Origin of the sequence: Rhodococcus sp. M8, from assembly GCF_015654185.1 — a bacterium.
In the GTDB taxonomy this organism is placed as follows: domain Bacteria; phylum Actinomycetota; class Actinomycetes; order Mycobacteriales; family Mycobacteriaceae; genus Rhodococcus; species Rhodococcus aetherivorans.
This window is the reverse complement of the sequence record NZ_CP064065.1, coordinates 5,564,042-5,588,856: the sequence shown is the minus strand read 5'-3', so window position 1 is coordinate 5,588,856 and position 24,815 is coordinate 5,564,042. Positions and strand designations below refer to the sequence as shown.

The 24,815-nt window shown below is 71.8% G+C and carries 17 protein-coding genes and 1 pseudogene; 10 read left to right on the top strand and 8 right to left on the bottom strand.

All coding sequences use genetic code 11. From position 1 onward, the window contains the following. Positions 1-16 precede the first annotated feature (16 nt). The 4 genes from recD to ISO16_RS25465 form a co-directional block, all read right to left on the bottom strand. Positions 17-1,900: an exodeoxyribonuclease V subunit alpha gene (recD, locus tag ISO16_RS25480; RefSeq protein ID WP_072634699.1), complete on the bottom strand. Its 1,884-nt coding sequence runs from the start codon at positions 1,898-1,900 to the stop codon at positions 17-19. After that, entirely contained in the window at positions 1,897-5,193 is a 3,297-nt protein-coding gene (locus tag ISO16_RS25475) for a UvrD-helicase domain-containing protein (RefSeq protein ID WP_170914058.1), read from the bottom strand. Before ISO16_RS25475 ends, recD begins: the two co-directional genes overlap by 4 nt. Beyond that, positions 5,190-8,486: an exodeoxyribonuclease V subunit gamma gene (recC, locus tag ISO16_RS25470; protein WP_072634872.1), complete on the bottom strand. Its 3,297-nt coding sequence runs from the start codon at positions 8,484-8,486 to the stop codon at positions 5,190-5,192. Before recC ends, ISO16_RS25475 begins: the two co-directional genes overlap by 4 nt. Positions 8,487-8,600: 114 nt before the next feature. Beyond that, positions 8,601-9,098, bottom strand: coding sequence for a DUF2505 domain-containing protein (locus ISO16_RS25465; protein ID WP_006948023.1), 498 nt, complete (start codon positions 9,096-9,098; stop codon positions 8,601-8,603). Positions 9,099-9,164: 66 nt separating this feature from the next. Here ISO16_RS25465 and ISO16_RS25460 point away from each other — a divergent pair, with 66 nt between their 5' ends. Both ISO16_RS25460 and ISO16_RS25455 read left to right on the top strand, forming a co-directional pair. After that, positions 9,165-9,497: an ArsR/SmtB family transcription factor gene (locus tag ISO16_RS25460; protein WP_043799194.1), complete on the top strand. Its 333-nt coding sequence runs from the start codon at positions 9,165-9,167 to the stop codon at positions 9,495-9,497. Next, on the top strand, positions 9,494-9,976 hold the full coding sequence (locus ISO16_RS25455; protein ID WP_072634697.1) for an SRPBCC family protein: 483 nt from the start codon (positions 9,494-9,496) through the stop codon (positions 9,974-9,976). The genes ISO16_RS25460 and ISO16_RS25455 overlap by 4 nt, the downstream gene beginning before the upstream one ends. A 138-nt stretch (positions 9,977-10,114) precedes the next feature. Here the strand turns inward: ISO16_RS25455 and ISO16_RS25450 are convergent, their stop codons facing one another. Next, positions 10,115-10,315, bottom strand: a complete 201-nt coding sequence (locus ISO16_RS25450) for a hypothetical protein (protein ID WP_326839326.1) — start codon at positions 10,313-10,315, stop codon at positions 10,115-10,117. 220 nt (positions 10,316-10,535) lie between these two features. On the opposite strand from ISO16_RS25450, the gene ISO16_RS25445 reads away from it, so the two are divergent. Both ISO16_RS25445 and ISO16_RS25440 read left to right on the top strand, forming a co-directional pair. Beyond that, a complete protein-coding gene (locus ISO16_RS25445) occupies positions 10,536-12,191 on the top strand; it encodes an alkaline phosphatase D family protein (RefSeq protein WP_072634696.1) in 1,656 nt (551 codons plus the stop codon). A gap of 25 nt (positions 12,192-12,216) precedes the next feature. After that, entirely contained in the window at positions 12,217-13,884 is a 1,668-nt protein-coding gene (locus ISO16_RS25440) for an FAD-binding oxidoreductase (protein ID WP_072634695.1), read from the top strand. On the opposite strand, the gene ISO16_RS25435 is transcribed toward ISO16_RS25440, so the two are convergent. After that, entirely contained in the window at positions 13,871-15,094 is a 1,224-nt protein-coding gene (locus tag ISO16_RS25435) for an EAL domain-containing protein (RefSeq protein ID WP_072634694.1), read from the bottom strand. The two genes, ISO16_RS25440 and ISO16_RS25435, sit on opposite strands and share 14 nt — an antisense overlap. Positions 15,095-15,182: 88 nt before the next feature. Next, positions 15,183-15,389 (bottom strand): hypothetical protein, encoded by a 207-nt coding sequence (locus ISO16_RS25430; protein WP_072634870.1) that lies wholly within the window; start codon positions 15,387-15,389, stop codon positions 15,183-15,185. Positions 15,390-15,641: 252 nt separating this feature from the next. On the opposite strand from ISO16_RS25430, the pseudogene ISO16_RS25425 reads away from it, so the two are divergent. Continuing rightward, positions 15,642-16,555, top strand: a pseudogene (locus ISO16_RS25425) (alpha/beta hydrolase). A 24-nt stretch (positions 16,556-16,579) separates the two neighbouring features. Here ISO16_RS25425 and ISO16_RS25420 read toward each other — a convergent pair. Further along, a complete protein-coding gene (locus ISO16_RS25420) occupies positions 16,580-17,050 on the bottom strand; it encodes a nitroreductase family deazaflavin-dependent oxidoreductase (RefSeq protein ID WP_072634693.1) in 471 nt (156 codons plus the stop codon). A 250-nt stretch (positions 17,051-17,300) separates the two neighbouring features. Here ISO16_RS25420 and ISO16_RS25415 point away from each other — a divergent pair, with 250 nt between their 5' ends. From ISO16_RS25415 to ISO16_RS25395, 5 genes are all read left to right on the top strand, one after another. Beyond that, a complete protein-coding gene (locus ISO16_RS25415; RefSeq protein ID WP_072634692.1) occupies positions 17,301-17,915 on the top strand; it encodes a class I SAM-dependent methyltransferase in 615 nt (204 codons plus the stop codon). A gap of 178 nt (positions 17,916-18,093) precedes the next feature. Next, positions 18,094-19,056: a hypothetical protein gene (locus tag ISO16_RS25410; protein WP_072634691.1), complete on the top strand. Its 963-nt coding sequence runs from the start codon at positions 18,094-18,096 to the stop codon at positions 19,054-19,056. Positions 19,057-19,176: 120 nt separating this feature from the next. Then, positions 19,177-20,202 (top strand): pseudouridine synthase, encoded by a 1,026-nt coding sequence (locus ISO16_RS25405; RefSeq protein WP_072634690.1) that lies wholly within the window; start codon positions 19,177-19,179, stop codon positions 20,200-20,202. Between the two features lie 1,080 nt (positions 20,203-21,282). Further along, positions 21,283-23,637, top strand: a complete 2,355-nt coding sequence (locus tag ISO16_RS25400) for an arylsulfatase (protein WP_170914057.1) — start codon at positions 21,283-21,285, stop codon at positions 23,635-23,637. 729 nt (positions 23,638-24,366) lie between these two features. Further along, the gene (locus ISO16_RS25395) at positions 24,367-24,669 is read left to right on the top strand and encodes a hypothetical protein (protein WP_139310989.1); all 303 of its coding nucleotides are present in this window, start codon (positions 24,367-24,369) and stop codon (positions 24,667-24,669) included. Positions 24,670-24,815 lie beyond the last annotated feature (146 nt).

Below are 24,815 nucleotides of genomic sequence, written 5' to 3'. Positions count from 1 at the left end.
TGCTACCACTTTGGTATCACCGGACGGCCCGAGGGCCCGGCAGCTGCCGGCGCAGGCCGCTGGCTCGCAGCACCCGCCGCTCGACCCCGGCGCGGGCGGCTTCCTCGGTGCCGATCAGGCGCACGTGACCGCGCGCCCGGGTGATCGCGGTGTACAGCAATTCGCGGGTCAGCAGCGAGGATTCGGGTGGGGGCAGGATCACCGAGACCGTGCCGTACTGGCTGCCCTGGCTGCGGTGGATGGTCATCGCGTACACGGTCTGCACGGCCGACAGCTGGCTCGGGTGGAGCCGGAACGGCTCCCTGCCACGCGCGAACGCCGCGACGGGTTCGCCGGCGGCGTCGACGACCACGACGCCGGTGTCGCCGTTGTAGATGCGGGTCTCGTGGTCGTTGGCGGTGACGAGCAGCGGCTGACCCGGGTACCAGCGCTCGGCGTCGAGTCGCCGGCCGGTGTCGGTGGCGATCCACTCCATCGCCCGCCGCGCCCACCACTGCACCCCGTACGGTCCCTCGCGGTGCGCGCACAGCAGGCGGTGCGTCTCGAACTGCTCGAGCGCAGTCACGGCGTCGCCCGCGACGGCGGCGGCGGTGACGGTCGCGGCGGTGGTGACGACGTCGTGCCGCAGGGCCTCCAGGTCGTTCGGCGCGTGGAAGGACACCTCGGTGCCACCGCCCCCGAGAATCCGCATCACCGCGTCGGCGTCGCCCTCCCGCACGGCGACGGCCAGGTGTGCGATGTCGCCACCGAACCGCCGGCCGCGGCTGAGCCGGATCACGCCGCCGCGCAGCCGGTTCCGTTCCCCCGGCGAGAGCGCCGCCTCGGCGGGGTCGTCGCCGGCGTCGAGGTCGGGTCCCACGACGCGGCCGAGAACGGGGTTTCCCGCGGCGGTGACGGGACGGGCCACGAGGTCGGCCAGGACGGCGCCGGCGTCGACGGAGGTCAGCTGGTCGGGGTCGCCCACCAGGATCAGGCGGGTGCCGGGGCGGACGGCCTCGAGCAGCCGGCACATCATGGTCAGCGACACCATCGACGTCTCGTCGACGACCACGACGTCGTAGGGCAGATGGTTGCCGGCGTGGTAGCGATACCGGGTGCGGCCGCGCTGCCAGCCGAGCATGCGGTGCAGGGTCATCGCGGACAGGTCGGCGCGCAGGCCCAGCGGCTCGGCCTGCTCGCGGACGGATTCCTGCAGCCGGGCCGCGGCCTTGCCGGTGGGCGCGGCCAATCCGATGCGCAGGGCGGGGCCGTGCAGCGTGGTCAGGAGCGCCAGGATCCGGGCGACGGTGTGGGTCTTGCCGGTGCCCGGCCCGCCGGCGATGACCGTGGTCCACCCGGTGGCGGCCAGCGCCGCGGCGATGCGCTGCCGATCCGGTGCGGCGGCCGGGCGGCCGGGGTCGTGCTGGTCCCGGAACAGCTCCCGCAGCCCCCGCTCGAGCGTCTGCTCGTCGACGACGGGATGACCGAGCCCGCGGGCGTCGAGGATCTGCCGGACCGTCTCCTCCTGACGGAAGTAGCGCTCGAGGTACAGCAGCGGACCGTCGGCGGTGTCCACCAGGCGCAGCGGGCGCAGCGGGCCGCGGTCGCCGCCGACGACGAGCGGACTGCGGCGCAACCCGGCGACGACGGCGTCGTCGTCCGGCCACGGCAGCGCCGCGAGATCCACCTCTGCGGCCTCGTCGACGGTGACCTCCCGCAACCGGGTCAGGTCCAGGCACACCGAACCGGCACGCACGGCACGCACGGCCAGCGCGGTCGCGAGGTGCACGTCCTCGGCGGTCTCCCCGGACAGCTGGGCCAGCCGCAGCGCGACGTGCACGTCGGCGGCCGCGAGCACCCCGGCCTCGTTGAAGACCCGCAGGGCCCCCTTGCCACGCTGGGCCACCTGGGCCTTCGTCACGGGACCTCCTTGCCTGCCAGCAGGTCGGACAGTTCGGCGACGAGGGCGGGCGGCGGCACCCAGTCGAACACGCCGCAGCCCGCGGGGGTGTCCGGGCCGACCATGCCGCGCACGAACAGGTACTGCACGCCGCCGAGGTGCACGGCCGGGTCGTACCCGGGCAGCCGCCACCGCAGATACCGGTGCAGGGCAACGGCATACAGCAGCGCCTGCATCGGGTAGTGGGCGCGCAGCATCTCCTCGGCCATCCGGTCCCGGGTGTAGTGGGCGGTGGTGAGCTCCTCCGGCCCGAGCCGGTTCGTCTTGTAGTCGACGATCACGAATCGCGGCTCGGTGCCGTGGATCCGCAGGACCGAATCGATGCTGCCGGTGAGGTAGCCGCGCAGCGGGGTCGGCTCGAGGATGCCCACGAGATCGGCGTAGGACGCGAACGGGTCGCCGGCGGGCAGGTGGGCACGCAGCAGCCGGGCGACACCGTCGAGGGTGACGGTGGTGGCGACGGGGTCGTCACCCCCGGCGAGGGGCAGCTCGAAGTCGAGCTCGGCGAGCCGGTCGGCGGGAGCGATGTCGGCGAGCGTGCCCGCGCCCCCGGCGAGCGGGGTGCGCAGGACCGGCAGCAGGGCCTCGGCCAGCTCCTCGGGGTCGACGTCGGAGAACTGCTCGGCGACGGTGTCACGGCAACAGCGCAGCAGTTCCGCCCCGAGGTCGGCGGCCGCGGTGTCGACGACCTCGAGCACCGCGTGCACGAGGGTGCCGAACACGGCCCCGCCGGGCAGGGGGTTCATCGGGGACGCGATGCCGTCGTCCTCCGCGTCGGCCGGCAGCAGCGGGGGTTCCTCGGGTTCGTCGGTCTTCGCGGGCTGTTCGGCCTCGGCGCCCGCGCCGGGCCCCTCGTGGGCGGCGGCGGTGAGGGCGGTGTAGGAGGTGCGCCGCCAGGCGTCGTCGAGCTCGCGGTCGAAGCGGGCGGCCTCGAGTTCCACGACGGTCTCGTGCGGCCGCACCCACGTGACGGCGGGGATCGGCGCCGATCCGACGGCCTCGACGGACACCGTGCCGGCGGCCCGGCCGGCCCACCCGGTCAGCTGCTGCGCCACGATCGGGTCCTCGGGCACGCGCGCCTTGTGGGCGATCTCGGACGTGCCCGGCACGCGGCCGAAGAGCATGCGGTGCAGCGGGGCACCGGAGGTGCTGTACCCCGGAGCCCACCACAGCACCAGGTGACAGCGGGCGCGGGTCAGCGCGACGTAGAGCAGGCGCAGTTCCTCGCCGGCCACCTCCTCGTCGTGGCGCCGGCAGCGCTCGCCGTAGCCCGCGCTGCCCTCGCCGCCGACGTCGAGGACGCGACGACCGTCGTCGTCGTGGAGCAGGAGCCGGTCGGGTTTCGACCGCACGCCCGACTCCCACGCGAACGGCACGTACACGACGGGGAATTCGAGGCCCTTGCTGGCGTGGACGGTGAGCACCTGCACCGCGGCGGCGTCGCTGTCGAGGCGGCGGCTGCGATCGGCGCGGGCCGTGCCCGCCTCGGCGATCCGTTCCGTCAGCCAGCGGGTCAGCGCCGTGACACCCAGCGCCTCGGCCGACGCGGTCTCGTCGAGCAGTTGCGCGAGGTGCCGCAGATCGGTCAGTTCCCGCTCGCCGCCCGGCCATCCCAGCAGCCGCGGTTCGAGGTCGCAGAACGCGGCGAGGCGCTCGAAGAGCGCGGCGAAGCCGGACCGCTCGAACACGACGTCCAGTTCGCGCAGCAGGGTGCCGATCGCGGCGACGAGTTCGTCGCCCCGGGTATCGACGTCCTCGGCGGTGCGGCCCATCAGCGAGGTCAGAGCGGCCAACCGCACCCGGTCGGGGCGGTGCGGCTGTTCGAGCGCCTGCAGCACCCGCAGCCATTCCCGCGCGGCCGGGGTCGCGAAGACACTCGTCCCGCCGGCCAGCACGGCCGGGATCCCGGCACCGGTGAGCGCCCCGTGGACGAGGGCGACCTGCGCATTGGTGCGCACCAGGACCGCGACGTCGCCGGGTTCGACGGGCCGGCGGCCGGCCCCGAGGTCGACGGTGACGTCGCCACCGAGCAGGGCCGCGACGTCGGCCGCGACGTCGCGTGCCACCCGTTCCTGCAGCGCCTGGGCCTTCGGGAAACCGGAGGCGCCGCACGGGCCGGCCCCGGTCCGCGGCAGGTGCCGCAGCCGCAGCGGCGCTGCCCCGGCGATCCGGGACGCCGGCTGCGCCGCCTCCACCGGGTGCGCGACGATCCGCGGATCACCCAGGGCCGCACCGCCGTACAGGTGGTCGAGGGCGGCGAGCAGGTTCCCGTCGCTGCGCCAGTTGCAGACGAGTTCCTGGTGGCCGTCGGCGAACTCCATCGCGCCGAGGTAGCTCAGCACCTCGGCGCCGCGGAACGCGTAGATGGCCTGCTTCGGGTCGCCGACGAGGACGAGGGTCGTGCGACGGTGGAACGCGCTGCGCAGGATCTCCCACTGCAGCGGGTCGGTGTCCTGGAACTCGTCGACGAGCACGACGCGGAAGCGGGAGCCGATGCGGCGGCACGCGGCCTCGCCGTGCTCCGGGTCGGTCAGCACCGCGTGCAGCAGCGCGAGCTGGTCGTCGTAGTCCCGCAGGCCCGCGAGGCGCTTGCGCCGGTCGACCTCGGCCCGCACGGCCCGGGCGAACTCGACGCGTTCCCCGGCGGGCGTGCCGTCGGCGCCCTCGGGGGCGAGGGCGGCCTGGGGGTCGAAGACCGCGGCGCGCGCGGCCTCCGCGGCCTCGGCATGCGAGATCGGTGCCCTGTCCGCCCGCCCGTACCGGCGCAGGTACAGGTCCGCGATGACCTCGATGGTCAGGTCGTCGACGTCCTCGACGAGCACCGCGTCGGTGTCCCGCTCGCCGGCGGTACCGAGCTCGTCGAGCATGCGCTGGCAGAATCCGTGCGTGGTGGCGATGGTGGCGGCGTCGAAGTCGGACAGGGCCCGCAGCAGCCGGCGCCGGTGCGTGGCCACGTCGCCGCCGGCGAGGTGCCGGATCAGCTCGTCGGGGTGGTGCCGCGCGGCCTCCGGGTCGGCCAGCGCCCGCGCGACGCCGGCGAACCGGTCCCGGGTGCGTTCGCGCAGTTCCTGCGTCGCGGCGCGGCTGAACGTCACCAGCAGCAGCTGCGACAGCTCCGCCGCCCCCTCGGCGACGAACCGGGTGGCCAGGCCGACGATGGCGTAGGTCTTGCCGGTTCCCGCGCTGGCCTCGAGCACGGTGGTGCCCGTCGGGAGCGCCCCGAGCAGGTCGAACTTCGACACGGTTCGGGTCACGGACGCCCCTGGATCTCGTTGGACAGCAACGGCTCCCACAGGCGCCGCGCGAGGGCGCCGAACCGGGTGGGCTCGCCGTGCCACGCCTGCTCGTCGTCGCGGGCGGCGACGGCGGTCAGGTCCCGCAGCGTCACGCCGGAGCCGTACAGGTAGGCGATGTGCCGGTCGGTGCGTTCGCCGTAGGTGGAGCCGAACTCCTGGGCGGCGGCGTCGACGCCCATCTCGACGGAGTCGCCGCGGTGTCGCCGCTCGGCGTACTCCGCGGCGGCGGCGGTGGCCGTCGGCAGCGGCTCGTGCAGCCCGCGGTCGCGCAGGTCCACGAGCCGGGCGAGCTGCTCGAGCGCGTCGGCGGGGGCGTTGATCGTGGACCGCCAGGCCGGGGTGCTGCGGAACCGGCCGCGGCCGGTGGTGATCGCCTGCCACTGCCCCGGCCGGTCCGACACGGCGACGGCGAGCAGGTGCACCCAGGCGGTGAGGCGGTGCTTCGGCGCCAGCCGGGAGAAGGTGCTGCGGGCGACGACGGTGCCGTGGACCCCGCCGACCGTGCCGGTCAGCCGCCGGCCGTCGCCGAGGTCGACGTTCACGTCGACGGTGTCGGCCGGTCCCGTGTAGATCGGCCGGCACACCGCCACCAGGGCGTCCACGGTGCCGGCGACGTCGTCGAGCGCGAGCTCGCCGAGCCGGTACGGCGGCAGTGTCCCGCGCCGCCATTCGGCGGCCCGGAAGTCCGCGGGGTCCGTGCCGGCGAGCAGCGCCTCGAGCATGCGGTCGCCGAGGTCCCACCGGGCGAGCGGGTCGAGCCCGATGTCGAGGGCGTCCGCGATGTCCTCGTCCCGGTCGGGCACCCGCACCCCGAGCCGCTGCCGCAGGAACGCCTGGGTGGGGTGGGTGACGAACGCGACGAGGTCGGCGAGATCGACGTCGGTGCGCGGGACGGGCGCGAGCGGACGGTGCAGCAGCCCGGGCCGGTGCCTCGCCGGATGCTGCGCGGCGCGCGCCCCGGCGAGTGCGGCCCGGTCGAAGCTCAGCGGGCGGCCGGGCCGGAAGTTGCGCGGATCGAACGGCTGCAGCGGATGCCGGGTGACGACCTCGGCCATGCCCTCGGGTCCGACCATCGTCTCGACCACGTCGCGCAGCTCGCTGAGCGGGATCGCCGGGGGCCGGCGGGCGCCGGTGACCGGGTCCGCACCGGTGTAGAACAGCAGTAGCGTTTCCCCCGCCGACATGACGGCGTCGAGCAGCAACTGCCGGTCCTCGCTGCGCGGATCACGTTCTCCCAGACAGGGGTTCAATGCCAGCACGTCGTCGCCGTCGATGTGCGCGGCGCGGGGGAAGACCTCGTCGTCGAGGCCGAGCAGGACCACGACCCGGTGCGGCACCGACCGCATCGGCACCATCGTGCACACGGTCAGTTCACCGGTGCGGAAGTTCGCGCGCGTCGGCCGCCCCGCGAGCCGGGCCGCCAGCATGGCCCGCACGTCGGCGAGCCGCAGCGGCGCCGGCCCGGCGTGCTCGACGGCGGCCGCGAGTTCGCGGTGCGCCTGGGCGAGCTGCCAGGCGTCGGCGGGCTCGACGTCGGTCAGCAGGTCCAGTGCGCGGGCGAGGGCGGCGGCCCACTGCGCGGCCGGTTGCGGACCGCGCAGGCCGTGCAGCGCCACCGTCAGCCGGTCGATGTACTCGGCGAACCGTCCGGTCAGGTCGATGTCGTTGCTCTCGACGTCGTCGAGCGGGAGGGTGAGCCCGAGCCACTCGCTCTGCGACTCGTCGGCGGCCGCACCGAGCAGGATCCGGTCCAGTGCCGTGCCGAAGGTGTTCTGCGGGAAGTCCCCGAGCCCGAAGGCGTTTCGCTGTCCCTTGCCGATGCCCCATCGGGCGCCGGCGGCGGCGGTCCACTCCTGCAGCCGTTCGAGGTCGTCGTCGACGAGGCCGAACCGCCGGCGCACCGGCGCGGCGGCGGCGAGGTCGAGGACCTCGCTGGCGGTCACCCGCGCGTCGGCGAGGTCCACGAGCGTCGACACGACCGCCAGCACCGGGTTGGTGCGGCGCAGGCCCCGATCGGCCAGACGCACCCGCAACCGGTGCCCGGGGTGTCCGGAAGCGTCGCGCTGGGCGAGGGCGCCCTGACCGAAGGCGGCCTGCACGAGCGGCGCGTAGGTCTCCACGTCCGGGCACATGACGACCACGTCGCGCGGTTCGAGACCCGGATCGTCCGCGAACAGGTGCAGCAGGCACTCGCGCAGCACCTCGACCTGCCGGGCCGGGCCGTGACAGGCGTGGATGCGGATCGTGCCGTCGGCGACCGCGGAGCGGGCCGGGGGCCGGTCGGCGCGGAGGTCGTCCTGCAGCCGGCCGAGGAGGGTGTCGGGGCCGGGCCGGCCGGCGTGGTGCACGTCGGCGACTCCGGGGCCGGCCAGGTGCGCGCGCAGTTCGCGCACGTCACGGGCCAGGCTCGCCAGGAGGGGGTGCTGCACCGCGAGGGCGCTGCGGTCGTCGGCGCGCCGGCGCACCGGCTCCGCGGCCGCCTGCCCCTCCCACATGGCCGGGCTGGGGTGCGGAATCCACAGGTGCACATCGCGGTTCGCGGCGATCGCGGACAGCACGGCGCACTGGGCGACGGTGAGCCGGGTGGGTCCGAACAGCGACAGCCGCGACGGCCAGCCCACGAGCGCGGGCTCGGCGCGCAACCGCGCGCAGGCGGCGGTGAGCCGCTCGGCGGGACTGTCGTCGCCGATGCGCTCGCGCAGCCGCCGCCACAGCCGTGCCTGCCACCCGAGGTGGTCGGCGAGGCCGTGGCCGGTGCCGTCCGTGTCGCGTCCGGCGGCCCAGTCGACGAGCATCTCCGGGCGCTGCGTGGAGTAGCTGCGGAACAGGCCGGCCAGGTGGGCGGCGGTGGCGTAGCGACGGCCGGCGCGGTGATCGACGCCGTCGCGGCCGAGATGCCGGGCGAGGACGGTGCACCACGATTCGTCGAGGCAGTCGTCGACGACGTCGAGCAGCGTCCACAGCATCCGGTCGGGATGCCACGGGTCGTCCTCCGCCGCCCGGCCGGTGGCGGCGGCCAGTGCCTCGTCCACCAACCGTGCCGGCGACGGGTGGTCGATGTTGGCGGCGACGCCGTCGCCGCAGGTGCCCCCGAGCACCGTCGACAGCCGCTGGGTCAGCCACCGCTCGACCCCCTTGGCGGGGACGGCGACGAGCTCGCGGGCGAACGGGTCGGCGAGGGGCACGGCGAGCAGGTCGGCGAGGGCGGCCGCCAGGGTGTCGGCGCGCTCGGCGCGGTGCAGCGTCAGCACGCAGGTCCCCTCGTCGCTCGGTGTGTTCCGGTCCTCCACCGGCTTATCACACCGCGGCGACAGGGCTCGCCGCCGCGGCGGTGCAGCAGGCGCGGCGCGGGCGGTCGCGGCAGGTCAGCGCGACAGCCACGCCGCGATCGCGATCCGATCGTTCTCGACGATCTGCAGGACCATCCCGTGCACCATCGACTCGATCCGGCCCCCGAGGAGCGGGACCCGGACCACGACCTGCCCCTGTACGTCGATGAACGTGCCGCCGGTCTCGCTCACCCGCAGCCGCGAGCGTCCCTCGAGGGCGACGGGCAGGCCGGTGGCGCCTCCGGACATCCGCCCCTCGGCGGCCTCGCCCATCAGCGGACCCCATTCGTCCGTGCGCTCGATGACCAGCGGGCCGCGCAGCATCCCGCGCACGATCGACGGCAGCTCCGAGGGTTCGGACCGGTCCGTGACGGTCACGCGCAGGGTGCCCGGACCGTGCGGTTCCTCGACCACCGCGGTGGCGCTCGCCCGGTCCGCCACCCGGTCGAGCCAGTACCGCTCGTCGATCAGGGCCGCGTGCACGTCCCGGACGTGGTGGTCCAGCTCGGTGGTGAAGGCGAAGGACTTCGGCATGAGCTGCACATTATCGGTCCGCCCGGACCGTTGACAGGGCTCCGCCCCGATGCAACACTGAACCTAATGGTTCAGTATTCGAGTCTCGATGCCACGTTCGCGGCGTTGTCGGACCCCACCCGGCGCGGGATCCTCCAGGACCTGCGTGCCGGACCGGCCTCGATCAGCGACCTGGCCGCCCGGTACCGGATGACGCCGACCGGGATCACCAAACACGTCCGGCTACTCGAGGAGGCAGGTCTCGTCGTCACCGAGAAGAAGGGCCGGGTGCGCTACTGCCGGCTCGGCACCAACCCGCTCGAGCGGGAGGCGGACTGGATCCGCAACCACCAGCAGATGATCGAGGGCCGCATGGACCGCCTCGCGGAGTTCCTCGACCGAACGAAAGGAACGTCATGACCACCACGAATCCCTCTGCTCCGCTTGCCGTTACGACGCCCAGCGAGCGCGAGATCCGGGTCGAGCGCGTCTTCGACGCCGACCGCGACCGCGTGTGGGCCGCCTACACCGAGCCCGAACTGCTCGCCCAGTGGTGGGGCCGGGGCAACCGGCTCGACGTCGAACGCTACGAGTTCGAACGGGGTGGACACTGGCGGTTCGTCGAGCACAGCGACGGCGAAACCCACGGGTTCGAAGGGCGATTCCGGGAGATCGCGCCCAAGGACCGCATTGTGCAGTCCTTCGAATGGGACGGGATGCCGGCATACGTCGCCATCGACACCGCGACGTTCAAGGACCTCGGCGACGGCCGCACCCGCGTGGTCACCGTCTCGCAGTTCCACACGCCCGAGGAACGCGACGGCATGCTGAACTCCGGCATGGCCGAGGGTCTCGGCCAGAGCTACGACGCGCTGGACGCGCTGCTCGCCCGGATGTGACCGCCGTCCGGGCTCAGCGCCTCCCCGCGGTGCGGGGCTCAGCGCCTCCCCGCGGTGCGGGGCTCAGCGCCTCCCCGCGGTGCGGGGCTCAGCGCCTCCCCGCGGTGCGGGGCTCAGCGCCTCCCCGCGGTGCGGGGCTCAGCGCCCGGAGACGGTGTCGCCCTCCTCGTCGACCTCGTCGGACCCCGTGTCGACGAGGTCGGCGAACGCCGTGCCCGACACCGTCCCCCCGGTCCCGGGCAGGGTCACCGTCGGCCGGGCCCCCGGCTCGTACCGGCGCTGCATCTCCTCCGCCTGTTCCTTCGCGCGGCGCTTCGTGTCCTCGTCGATGTTCTCCAGCGGATCCTCGGGCCTGTGCTCGGTACTCAACGGTTTCGCTCCGATCCCCTCGCGGTGCACCTGGCCGCCGGTCGCCCGGCACCCCTCACGATCCTCCGCATCGGCGCCCGGCACCACCCCCGCCGACGAATCGGCCGAGCCGGGCCGCGGAGACCCCGCGGACCAGTAGGCTCGTGCGCATGGCTGTATCGCCGATCCGAACCCCGAGGTAGGTGGCGCCATGGCAGAGCTCATCCTGGGCCCGGTCCTTCGGCACGTCGGTCGCAGCGACGCCACCGTGTGGGTGGAGACGTCGGACCCGTGCACCGTCGAGATTCTCGGCCACCGGGAGCGCACCTGGACCGTGGCCGGCCACCACTACGCACTGGTGGTGATCGAGGACCTCGAGCCTGGCTCGACCACTCCGTACGAGGTCCGCCTCGACGGCGATCCGGTCTGGCCGCACCCCGACTTCCCCGCGTCCGTCGTCCGCACCCTCAGCGACGACGGGCCGCTCGAACTGGCCTTCGGTTCGTGCCGGTTCGCCACCACGTCCGCCACCGAGAACGACGACAAGCTCGGCGCCGACGCCCTCGACGCATACGCGCAGCGCATGATGACCCGGACCCCGGACCGGTGGCCCGACGCGCTGCTGCTCCTCGGCGACCAGGTCTACGCCGACGAACTGTCCGAACAGACCCTCGCGCGGGTCCGCGAACGCCACGACCTCGACGAGCCTCCCGGCCCGCAGGTCCGCAACTACGAGGAGTACACCTGGCTCTACGCCGAGTCGTGGTCCGATCCGCACGTGCGGTGGCTGCTGTCCACCGTCCCCACGTCGATGATCTTCGACGACCACGACGTGCACGACGACTGGAACACCTCGCAGTCCTGGCGCGACGAGGTCGAGGCCACCTCGTGGTGGGAGGAACGCATCGTCGGCGGGCTGGCGTCGTACTGGGTGTACCAGCACCTCGGCAACCTCGACCCCGTCCAACTGGCGGAGAACGCGCTGTACCAGCGCGTCCGGAAGGCAGACGGGGACGCCGAGCCGCTGCTGCGCGAGTTCGCGTCGGCCGCGGACGAGGAGGCCGACGGCGCGAAGGGCGCCCAGTGGTCCTACCGGCGCGACCTCGGGAGGGTGCGACTGCTCGTGATCGACTCGCGGTGCGGGCGGGTCCTGTCCGGCGGCCGGCGGGAGATGGTCTCGGACCCGGAGTTCTCCTGGATCGAGCGGCAAACCCAGGGCGACTACGACCACCTGCTCGTCGGGACGTCGCTGCCGTGGCTGCTGCCGCGGGCGCTGCACGACCTCGAATCCTGGGACGAGCGGCTCGCCGCCGGGGTGCGCGGGAATCGGGTCGCCCGCTGGGCGGAGACCGTCCGTCGCGGCGCGGATCTCGAGCACTGGGCGGCGTTCCGCGACTCGTTCGACCGGCTCGCCCGGCTCTTCGCCGACATCGGCCGGGGCCGTTGCACCGGACCGTCCGGCCGTCCCCCCGCGACGATCTGCGTGCTCTCGGGCGACGTGCACCACGCCTACGTCGCGCAGGCGCGGTTCCCGGATCCGATGCCGACCCGGGTGTACCAGCTGACCTGCTCGCCGCTGCACAACTACGTGCCCGCCGCGGTCCGGGCGGTGTTCCGCATCTCCTGGAGCCGGGCGATGGAACGGACCGTGCGCTTCGCGCTCGGGCGCGTGTCGGAGGTGCCGCCGGTGCCGATCGAGTGGACCAAGGCGACGGGACCGTTCTTCGGCAATCAGATCGCGACGCTGCGCCTGGCCGGCCGCGCCGCGCATCTGGTGCTGGAACGGGCCGGCCGGGTCCCGCACGGTCCCATCGGTTTCACCACCACCGCCGACCTCGTGCTGTCGACGCCGGACGAGACCACGTGACCCTGCGGACCGCGAGGCGGGTCCGGTGACGGGATCCGGCACGCGTTCCTGGTGGGGCTGGGGCACGGTCGAGGACGCGGTGCGCGGCGCCGAGCTGCGGGACCTGGTCGACCGTGCCTCGGCCCTGCTGCCCGGCGCCGACCTCACGGACCACCCGCCGCCCGACGTGCCGTCGCTCGGACTGCCGCCCCCGCGGATCGTCCCACCGGATTCCCTTGCGGCGCTGTGCTCCTCCGACCCGACGGACCGGGCCGCCCACACCCACGGGCGCGCGTTCCGGGATGTGGTCCGGAACCTGCTCGGCGACCTGCGCCATCCGCCCGACCTCGTCGTGCGGCCGACCGTCGAGGGCGAGATCGTGGACGTCCTGGACTGGTGTGCCCGGGTGCACGTCGCCGTGATTCCGTTCGGCGGCGGCACGTCCGTCGTCGGCGGTGTCGAGCCGCGGCTCGACGGCGACTTCTCCGGTGCGGTGAGCCTGGATCTCGGTGCCCTCGAAGGAGTTCGGGAGATCGACCGCACGAGCCGGGCGGCCCGCATCGGGGCGGGCACCCTGGGTCCCGCGCTCGAAGACGAACTGCGCCCGTCCGGTCTGACGCTGCGCCACTTCCCGCAGTCGTTCGAGTTCTCCACGCTGGGAGGCTGGCTGGCCACGCGTTCGGGAGGCCACTTCGCGACCGGATACACCCACATCGACGACCTGGTGGAGTCGATGCGGGTCGTCACCCCGGCGGGCACGTGCGAGTCGCGTCGCCTGCCCGGCTCGGGAGCGGGACCGTCGCCGGATCGCCTGTTCCTCGGTTCGGAGGGGGTCCTCGGTGTCGTCACCGAGGCCTGGATGCGGCTGCATCCGCGCCCCCGGTGGCGGGCGGACGCGTCGGTGCACTTCACCGACTACGGAGCGGCGGTGGCGGCGACCCGCGCCGTCGCCCAGTCCGGTCTCCGGCCCGCCAACTGCCGGTTGCTGGACCCCGTCGAGGCGTTCGTCCACGCGGCCACGCCGTCGGCGGGCGGTGTCCTCCTGCTCGCCTTCGAGTCGGCCGATCATCCCGTGGACGCCTGGATGGACCGCGCCGTCGAACTGTGCCGCGGGCACGGCGGCACCCTGCCGGAGGCGCCGCGGCGCACCGCGCCGGAGGCGCCGCGGCGCACCGGCTCGGCCGGCGACGAGAGGGACACGGACGCCGCGGGCAGGTGGCGGTCGTCGTTCCTGCGCATGCCGTACCTGCGCGACGCCCTCGCCGCGCGGTCGATGATCGTCGAGACCTTCGAAACCGCCTGCACGTGGGACACATTCGCTTCTCTGCGGGCGGCGGTGCACGACGCCGCGAACGACGCGATACGCCGGGCGGGCGCGACGGGGGTGATCGCGTGCCGGTTCAGCCACGTGTACCCGGACGGCCCCGCACCCTACTTCGGCATCTACGCCGCGGGCCGGTGGGGCAGCACGGTGGCCCAGTGGGACGACATCAAGGCCGCCGTGTCGGAGGCGATCCTCGCTGCGGGCGGCACGATCACCCATCACCACGCGATCGGCCGGGATCACCGGCCCTGGTACGACCGTCAACGCCCCGAGCCGTTCGCGGCGGTCCTGCGGGCGGCCAAGTCGGCTCTCGACCCGGCGGGCATCCTGAACCCGGGGGTCCTGATCGGCCCGGTGGCACCCGCGCCGGACGGCCCTACGTCGTCGTGAACCGGTCCATGATCGAGCGGGCGCAGCGCACCACGGTGTCGCGGTCGTACGAGACGACGTAGTCGAACTCGCGGTCGAGGTCGGCGGTGCCGCGATGCAGGTCCACGGCCGACAGCACGCACGCGAAGTGCGGGCCGAGGACGACGACGTTCCACTCCTCGACGAGCGGGTCGTCCGGGTCGAGCGGCGCGTGGTGGATGCCCGCCTCCGCGTAGTGCCCGAGGCCCACGCCGTACACCCCGGCGTACGCGATCCGGTCCGCCATGTACTGCCACCGCGCGCGGGTGCGCTCACCGAAGTGCCGGGCGTACTGGAAGGTGCCGAGCACGATGGTCTCCGGGCCCGCGGCGCCGGCCTGCTTCTCGAGATTCGTGCTCATCGCGACCAGGAGGCGCTTGAGGCTGCGCACGGGCCGGCGCCCCACCGAGGCGATCGCGAACGGGGTGCGCGCCTCCTCCGGGCGGACGCTGCGGACGGGTGCGGGCGGGAAGGGGTCGATCCCCTCCTCGTCGAGTTGTTCCGGGGTGTCGACGGCGGGGTACAGCGCGCCGAGGCCGTACGTGGCCCCGAGCCCCAGGGCCCGTCGCCGACACAGTTCCGAGTCGACGCCGTCCGCGATCACGAGCGCGCCCGTCCGCTCGACCTGGGCGGCCACGGCGTGCGCGGTACGGGCGGTGTCCGTGTCCGCACGATGGGCCAGCAGCCGCGCCGCGAGGATGATCACGTCCGGTTCGACGAGCGGCAACAGGGCCAGGGACTGCGGACGCGACCCGACCTCGTCGACCGCGACGACCTTGCCGCTGCGGCGGGCATCGGCCACCGCGCGCAGCGTCCGCGACGGGTTGGCCGTCAGGGACTCCTCCGTGATCACCACGACGTCGCGCCGCAATCCCTCCGAATCGGGAACGTCGAGGCTCTCGACCGACTCGAGGTCCATCGCCACCAGCGCGGGTACGTTCCGGACCGGCCTCGACTGCGCGACCGACCACTTGAGCCGGTCGAGGTGCCGCTTCTCGCTCATGGTCCGCGCCGCGACCCGCAGGGCCTCCGCGGTGGCGAGCGGCCCGTCCGCGGGGCCGCGCAACTGGACCTCCACCGCTGCGAGCGCGCCCGAGTCCAGCCGGCGCACCGGCGCGTAGGACGGCGTCACCTGCAGGCCCGCGGCCTCGGGATCCGCGTGCCGGGTGGGGTCGGAGAGGACGAACACCATGACCCCAGCGTCGCATGCGCGACCCGCTGCGCAAAGGCCGGTGCGGGCGACGGGCCCGGTCCCGACCTTCCCCTGCCGGGACCGGAGATCACACGACGGCGACCAGCACCGCGGCCAGCCCGCCGACGAGCAGCACCACCGAGATCCCGATCAGGAACGACCCGGCGATCGACGCCGCCACCAGTCCCCCACCCACGCCGAAGAGCGTCAGCAGGATCCATCCGACGCGCGGACTCTCGACGAGTGACGCAGCCCGTTCGCCGGAGATCTCGGGGGATGCCGGTGTGCTCGCCATGGTCACGTCCCAACCTCGTGCGCACCGCACAGCCCTGGCTCGACCGTTGCTGCTGAGCTCGATCGTTGCTGCTGATGCTCGTGAGCCTGCCGTGCACGAGCATTCCTTCTTCCGGTGACGTTCCCACCATCACTGACATCACCGAACGGCAACATTCGGTCACGAACGAATAGCAGCCCCCGGTGACGAAACGATGTGCAGTCGCCCGGAGCCGTCCACCGGTTCCGGTCCGGGACGACGCAGACTCGAACGATGGACGAAGCGCGCTATGCCGATTTCCTTCCGGCAGGCTACCGATCGAACTACCGCGACCCCGAACCGACGTGGTGGCAGTGGCGCGGTCGCCGTGTCCACATCGCGCGCGCCGCACGTCCCGATGCACCTGTTCGAGTCTTGGGAATCCACGGTGCCGGCGGGAACGCCACGGCCCTCTGGCCGTTCACATCCCTGATCGCGGGGGACGGAGCCGATCTCCTCCTCCCCGACCTGCCCCTCTACGGACGCACCGTCGAACCTCGGCCGGCCCACGTTCGCTACCGGGATTGGATCGACCTCCTCTGCGACCTGGTCGACGCCGAACAAGCCGTCGACCCGCGCCCGCTGATCCTCTTCGGGGCCAGTATGGGCGGGATGACGGCGTACGAGGTCGCTGCGCGGACCGGTCGAGTAGCCGCGGTGCTCGCGACATGCCTGCTCGATCCCGCCGATCCCGAGGCGCGCGCGGCCGCGGCCCGATGGGGTCCTGCCGGGAAAGCCGCCCCCACCCTCCTGCCACCCTCGCCCGAGCGGCCGGCAACCTACGGGTGCCCGTCAAATGGCTCGTACGCATGAACCGGATGAGCAACAACCCCGACCTTTCACGCCTGTGCGCCTCCGACCCCCGCGGAGGCGGAGTCCGAGTTCCCGTCGGATTCCTCGCCGACTGGTTCGCCTACCCGCACACCGCACCCGAGCACTTCACCGCCGCCCCGGTCACGCTCGTCCACCCCGCGGCCGACCGGTGGACCCCACCGCAGCTCAGTCGGCGTTTCCTCGATCGCATCTCCGCACCGACACAGTCCTTCCTCCTCGAGAACTGTGGGCACTTCCCCATCGAGGAACCGGGACTGACACAGCTGATCGCCGCTGTGCGATCCGTGATTTCCGAAGTCGCAGCGCCGGGCTGACCGCGTCGGTCGTCCGCCCCTCCCTCAGTTCCCGGACGTGCGATCGGGGGTGAGTTCGAACACCGGGTGACGGTCGGCCTCCGCCTCGAATTCCTCCGGCGAGGCATCCTTGCCGGCCCGGAAGTAGTCCCGGGTGGCGGACGCGACGCCGACGTACTTCCGCAGGACCGGCCCGGCCTCGTGCGCCGGCACCTCCCGGATCGTGTAGTGGCGGGTGCGGAAGTGGCGGGTCAGGCCCACGCGGCCGGAGGCGCGCGCGTTGAGCACCCATGGCACCACACCGTAGGGCGCCACCAGCCAGCGCCGGCCTCCATGCTCGACGACGGTGACGGGGTTGGCGCGCGTGCGGCCGGTGCGACGGCCTCGGGTGGTCAGCAGGTACGAGTGCGGAACGATGCCGGCCCGCACCAGGGCGCTCATCACGACGTTCTCCACGCGGTGGGTGCGGCCCCTGCGATACCGGCGGGGCTCGCCGGGCCGGGAGTCGGACTTCACATCGCACTCCTCTGTACGGAGGACAGGTGAGCCGGACTCGCGCACCCGCGCCGCGCCGCCGGACTCGTCCACTGCACGTTCGCGTTCGGGCACATGGATGTCAACCGGCCCTGGCAGGTGGCCAGGCACCGGACGGGCCTGCACAGCCGGGACGCCGGCGTGCGCTCGACAGCCCGGCACCCCGGGTGCCTAAGGTGACCGCATACGGTAACTGCGGCCCGCCGCACGGCCGAATCGAGGAGGAACGACGATGAGCGATCGCACCCCCAGCCAGTGGGAAGAGATCACCGCGGCCGACCCCGCGCATTCCACCTGGTACGTCGAGCGGTTCCGGAAGATGGCGGCCGAGGGTAAGGACATCGCCGGGGAAGCCCGGCTGGTCGACGCCATGCTCGACCGCGGCGGACGAGTCCTCGACGCCGGCTGCGGCCCGGGACGGATCGGTGGCTATCTGCACGATGCCGGTCACGTGGTGGTCGGCGTCGATGTGGATCCGGTCCTGATCGCCGCTGCGGAACAGGACCATCCCGGCCCGACCTGGCTCGTCGGCGATCTCGCCGAACTGGATCTGCCGGCCCGCGGTGTCGCGGCCGACTTCGAAGTCATCGTCTGCGCGGGCAACGTGATGACCTTCCTGGCGCCCTCCACTCGCGGCGCGGTACTGGCAGGATTCGCCCGTCACCTCGCCCCGACGGGCCGGGCGGTCGTGGGGTTCGGCGCGGACCGGGGCTACGAGTTCCCGCAGTTCTTCGCCGACGCCGCGGCCAGCGGTCTCGCGGTGGATCTGAAGCTCTCGACCTGGGATCTACGCCCGTTCACCGACCGGTCCGGGTTCCTGGTCGCGGTGCTGTCGCGTGCGGCCTGATCGGCCGTCCCTGCCGTTCGCCGTCCGTACCGTCGGCGCATGACCCGGACGCCAGGTCATGCGCCCTTCGAATGTGTTCTCCCTCACAGCGTGTTACCCGCCGGTAGGGGTCGGGTAGCCGATTCGTGTCACGTCGGTGAGCCCCATCGATGACATCGACCGAAGGAGCGAACGCACGATGACCACGACCGACACCGCCACGCTGCTCACCCAGCTGCGAGCACTGCTCGACCTGACCAACACCGAGATCCAGGTCGCCGAGACCCGTATCGCCCAGGCCCGCACCGAGGCCGTCCGCCGCGAACTGACCGAGAACGCCGCCAACGGCCGCGACCGCGCCGAGGCCATCGAGCGCACCATCCGCGAGCTGGGCGGCCTGCCCGACGTCATCGGCCCGTTCGTCGGCCGCGCCGCCGCCGCGGTGAAGGCCATGGTCGAACAGGCCCAGCCGTTCGACGAGGCGCTGCTGGGCGACCTCGCGCTCGAGCACCAGCTTCTCGATCGCGCCCGCTATCTCAAGGCCCTCGCCACCGCCGCCCAGACCCCCGCGGTCGTCGGCCTGGCCGACCGTCTGATCACCGCCCACAGCGCGACCGTGGAGTGGTTGACCACCGTCCTGGCCGAGGACGCCCTCGGCGGCCCCGCCGCGCTGCGACGGACCCCGCTGCAGGCCGCCGCCGGCGCGGCGGTGCGGATCGTCAACATCCCGGTGATGTGGTCCACGCGCGGCATCGACCGCGCGATCGACGCCGCCCGCTCCACGCGACCCGCCCTGGGTTCGCTGCTGGCCCGTGGCGCCCATGCCGGTGACGTCGCCACCAAGACCCTCACGGCCAGCCGGGACGCGGCGCTCGAGACCGCCGAACGGATCACCCGCCGCGAAGGCGCGGACGGGACCGCCCGGGCTATCCACACGGCGCGCAGCGCCACCGGCATCCTCTCCGCCGAGGAACTTCCGATCGCCGACTACGACAGCCTCAACGTCTCGCAGGCGGTCGCCGAGGTCAAGGAACTGACCGAACCGGCCGACGTGCGCGCGATCGTCGCGTACGAGGAGGCGCACAAGAACCGGCACGGCGTCGTGTCGGCCGCCCAGACCCGCCTGGCCGCCATCGCCCAGGAGGTCGTCGGGCTCCACTGATCAGTCGCCACAGCAGATCGCCGGGCTCCGCGTCGCGGGGCCCGGCGATCACGTGTAAGCCGGGCAGTCCCGCCTGGTCTCGTCGCGACCCGCGGAGCGGACGAGCCGACGGGCGGTGGGATGATGGCGGGCGTGCCGATGCCCTCACCGCTGCCCGTCAAGAACGGGGTCGGACCCACGCGCCTGCGCGTCCCGACGTCCGGACCGTGGGCAACGATCGCCGCGTACGTCGTCGCGAGGTTCGACCACCTGGATGCCGACGACCTGCACCGGCGGTTCGACGCCGGCGAGATCGTGGGCTCCGACGGCAGTCCGATCGGTCGCGGCACCGCGCTGGGCGCGCATCGGTTCGTCTGGTACTACCGCGATCTGCCGGTAGAGGAACCGATGCCGTTCCACGAGGAGATCCTGCATGTCGACGACGACCTCGTCGTGATCGACAAGCCGCACTTCCTCCCGACCACCCCGGGCGGGCGATACCTGCGCGAGTCCGCGCTCGTCCGGTTGCGGACCCGCCTCGGCAACCCGGACCTGACGCCGATCCATCGGCTGGACCGAGCGACCGCCGGTCTGGTGATGTTCTCGGCCCGTCCCGCGACGCGCGGCGCATATCAGTCGCTGTTCGAAAAACGGCGGGTCGTCAAGGTTTACGAGGCGGTGTCGGCGCGACCGCCGGAGTGGGACCCGGATGCACCGGCGCTTGCCGGGCGGGCCCTGCCCCTCGTCTACCGCAACCACATCGAGGCGCGGCGCGGCGAGTTACGGGTGCTCGTCGACAACTTCCGTGAGCCCAACGCCGAGACGGTGGTCGAGGTGAGTGGGACCGGCGTGAGCGCCTCCGGACGTGCTGTGCTGCACACGGTTCTGCGTCCACGCACCGGACGGATGCACCAGTTGCGGGTGCATCTGGCAGCGCTCGGCGCCGGGATCCTGGGCGACCGTTGGTATCCCGACCTGCTGCCCGAGGCCCCGGACGATCATTCCCTCCCACTCCAATTGCTCGCGCGGGAACTGGAGTTCAGCGATCCGCTGTCGGGGACGTCGCGGAAGTTCGTCACCTGCCGAACGCTGGGCGAGGCGCCCTTGTCGCAACCCGGCAGACGCGACGGCCGACACCAGATCGTGGACGTTGAATCGGAACGCTAGCGGGGCACCGGTTCAGCCGATCCAACTGGGGAAATGCTGTTCAGGACAGGCGTCTCAGCCCCGTCCCAGGGGTGTCACCGTTATCGGCCCACTTCGTCACAATGATCAAACATGTCGTCTTCAGTGATTCGGACAGGCAGCGACGACTCCGACGAGCAGGTCGAGCGCAACCCCGATACCCTCCCGACGCACGCCGACCGAGCGGCATCTGTCCGCGGTGCGACCGCAACAGCAACTTCGACGTGGTCGGTCCGGTGCAGCTTGTCGAGCGGTCGACCGGAAGCGGCTCGGTCGCTACTGAGCGAGTTGTCGTCCTCCGATGCCACGGACGCAAGAAGTGCACCCTGGTGGTGGAAATCTTCGAACTCGGTCCTGGTGGCATGAATTCCCGCCCCGGTAAGTGGATCGGAACCCTGTGGTACCCCATCACGGGAGCCGTCATCGACATGAGCGACGTCACGGCACACCTCTCGAGCGCATTCCAAGAGGGCGTGCGGTGCGTGAGTGTAGAGGCTCCCCACGCGGCAGTCGCGATGTTTCGGAACGCACTGGCCCGGATTGTGCAGGACAAGGGCAGTGAAGAAGCCCAGAAGAAGGACCCGCTGGTTTGTGCTGGTCAGCGAGTTTCGGTCAGGGGCCGGCTTTCGGGACGTGCCGGTCAGCGTTCGCCTAGCGGTCGGATGAATCCGACCCGCGAGTGGGGCCAAGAGTCATCTCGAATCTTGAAGCCCCCCACTCGTCGCGTGTCGGTGGGCGATCATCCGCGAACGAATCGGTGCCTACCGGCGACCCGGACCGCCTCGGAACTGAAAGCCCATACTGACCGGGTGTCTCCCAGTCAGGTCAACCTCTCTACCTCTCGCTTGCCCGGGTCTCCAACGGGGACACGGGGTGCGAGAGGGTTCCGACAGCATCCTGTCTGTCCGCGGAAAAGGGGCCGTTGCTCGGTGCATTTGTCCGTGGTGCCGCGCACCCGGCGACTATTCTGACTATTCAGAGCCGCTGTCGTCGGTGCCGGCAAGGCGTCGTCGGGCGTTCCGGTATGAGACAACGGGATGTGAGTAAGCCATGGTGGATCCGATGGGCGGGCGTCGCGAGGTTCTTCCGATTCCCGATCGGCAGCATCTCGGCCTGACGACCTACGACGCAAAGGATCCGGACACCTCGTTCCCACCCATCGAACCGTTGCTGCCACCCGAGGGCGCCCCGAATGTGCTCGTGGTTCTCCTGGACGACGTGGGATTCGGCGCCGCCAGCGCATTCGGCGGGCCCGCGCAGACGCCGACCGCGGAACGACTGCAGGCCGGTGGGCTCACGTACACCCGATTCCATACGACCGCGCTGTGCGCGCCGACCCGCGCCGCTCTGCTCAGCGGCCGCAATCATCACTCGGTCGGAATGGGCATGATCACCGAGGCCGCGACGTCGGCGCCTGGTTCGTCCGGTCTCCGTCCGAACACCAAGGCCGCGTTGCCGATGACGTTGAAGCTCAACGGCTATTCGACGGCCCAGTTCGGCAAGTGCCACGAGGTGCCGCCGTGGCAGACCTCGCCGGTCGGACCGTTCGACGCCTGGCCGTCCGGTGGTGGCGGGTTCGAGCACTTCTACGGGTTCATCGGGGGCGAAAACAACCAGTACTACCCGGCGCTCTACGAGGGCTTCGCCCCCGTCGAGCCCGACAAGACACCGGAAGAGGGCTATCACCTCACCGAGGACCTCGCCGACCACGCCATCGAGTGGGTGCGCACCCAGAAGGCGCTCGCCCCGGACAAGCCGTTCTTCGTCTACTTCGCCCCCGGCGCCACCCACGCACCGCACCACGTACCGCCGGAGTGGGCGGACAAGTACGCCGGCCGCTTCGCCGGCGGCTGGGACGCGCAGCGTGAGTCGATCCTCGAACAGCAGAAGCAGCGCGGGGTCGTGCCCGCCGACGCCGAGTTGACCGCGCGTCCGGATGCGATCCCGGCGTGGGACGAGATGGACGACGCGCTGAAGCCGGTGCTGGAACGTCAGATGGAGGTGTATGCCGGTTTCCTCGAGCACACCGATTTCCACGTCGGGCGCGTGATCGACGCGATCGACGCGATCGGCGCCCTCGAGAACACGCTCGTGTACTACATCATCGGCGACAACGGCGCCTCCGCCGAAGGAACGCTCAACGGTGCGTTCAACGAACTGGCGAACTTCAACGGCCTCGCCGCGATCGAGACGCCGGAGTTCATGGCGGAGGTGAAGGACAAACTCGGCACCGCGGAGGCCTACAACCACTACTCGGTGGGCTGGGCATGGGCGATGTGCACGCCCTACCAGTGGACCAAGCAGGTCGCCTCGCACTGGGGCGGCACCCGCAACGGCACGATCGTGCACTGGCCCGCCGGCATCGGCAGTAAAGGCGAGACCCGGTCCCAGTTCACCCATGTCATCGACGTCGCGGCGACGGTGCTCGAGGCCGCCGGACTGCCGGAGCCCACGTTCGTCAACGGGGTGCAGCAGGCACCGATCGAGGGCACCAGCATGGTGTACAGCTTCGACGACGCGGACGCTCCGGAACGCCACGACCTGCAGTACTTCGAGATGGCAGGCAACCGCGGCATCTACTACAAGGGCTGGAGCGCTGTCACCCGGCACAGTACCCCGTGGCTGCCGAACGAGGTGCTGCCCGAGCTCGACGACGACGTGTGGGAACTCTACGACGGGTCCACCGACTGGACGCAGGCGCACGACCTGGCCGCGGAGATGCCCGAGAAACTCGCGGCGTTGCAGCGCCTGTGGCTGATCGAGGCGGTGAAGTACAACGTGCTGCCCATCGACGACCGCCGGTTCGAACGTCTCAACCCGACGATCGCCGGCCGGCCCCAACTGGTGTCCGGCAGCAGGCAGGTGCTGTTTCCCGGGATGAAGCGGCTCAGCGAGCACAGCGTCATCGACATCAAGAACCGGTCGTTCTCGGTGACGGCGGCCGTCGAGACGGCGAAGAACGGCGTCACCAACGGTGTCGTCATCGCGCAGGGCGGCCGCTTCGGCGGTTGGGCCCTGTACGTCAAGGAGGGGCGAGCGGCGTTCGTCTACAACCTCCTCGGCATGACGGAGTTCACTACCGAGGCCACCGAAGACCTGCCGGCGGGCAGTCTGCAGATTCGGGCGGAGTTCGCCTACGACGGCGGCGGTCTCGCGAAGGGCGGCAACGTCACCCTCTATTACGACGGCCGCAGCGTCGGCTCCGGCCGAATCGAACAGACGCAGCCGATGATCTTCTCCGCCGAGGAGACGACCGACATCGGTGACGACTACGGGATGCCGGTCAGCGCCCACTACGTGGGCGAAACCAAGTTCAACGGGCGCATCGACGTCGTGCAGATCGACGTCGGCGACGACGACCACTCCCATCTGATCGACCCGGCGGAAATCGCACGGGTCGCGACGTCCCGCCAATGACGGGCGTAGTCCTCCGCCCTGTGACGTGGTTTCCGTGAACGTCTTTCGCGGGCACCTGGTGAAGTTCCCTGGTGAACAGGCACGAGGTGACGCATCGCGCTGGTCCACCGTGGGGCGGCGCGATCCAAGTCGGGCCAACCGCCGCCCCGTTCACAAGGGTCTCCGTTTCCGGTGGGGTGATTCGTGTCGATCGATCCTTGGCACCCACGCAGGGAACACCAGCGCTACCCAGGGACTGAAACCGAATATCACCATGAGGGTCCGTGCGAGCAATACATCGCCGCGAGCGTCGTTATCGTCGCCTTGCTGCCCGATCGACCGAGCGCCAGAACACCAGGACCGAAATTGCGTCGCCGCAGACCGATCCGGTCACGGGCAAACGCCGTGGGCTATTGACAGCCCTTCGCGCTCGTGCGGAAATCTGACACCGCGCGGCAGCGGGATGTCCGCAGATATGTCCTCGGACAAGGCAGGATGGCTCGGCAGAAGCGGGTCCCGCTTCGCGCAGATCCGAAGCTCGCGCAACCCCGACGACCGGATGGGGACGACCGCACCCGATCCGAGGACGCGGACTGCTCGAGAGCTACTGCGACTCCCGATCTTGCCCCGTCATCGATCGACGAGAGCCGACCCCGTCGAGCGACCGCCCGACGCGTCGACGGAGCCATCTCGCCCCTGGCGCGGACATAATCCCTGGTCACCGGCTCCAGAATTTCGCAGGAGATACTCATGAGTAATGAAGCTGTCGGCATGCTCGGCCTATGGGTAATTGTCGGAACAGTCTGCGGAGTGATTGCAGCCAACATCGCTTCAAACAAGCACCGCAGCGTCGGCGGCTTCCTCCTTCTCGGCTTCCTCTTCCCTGTCCTTGGCGTCGTGGTCAGCATTCTCGTTCCACCGGGGACACCGCCTGCGCCCGCTGGGATGCGACCGGTGACCTGCCCCCGCTGCAACGCGCAGCAGAATGTCGGCGTGGATCAAGCGGAGTACGAGTGCTGGCAGTGCAAGACGAAGGCCTCCGCCGCCCACTAGACCGATCGCAGACCCACAACGGTGGGGCGCTTCGGGGTGTCCGGCCCAGCCCCTTCTCAGCCCCGTCGCGGGGCTGACGCAACGCGGCCACGAAGTGCCTACAGGGCGGCGCAAAACGTACCTTGACCCGCACGTTTGCCAAGAGT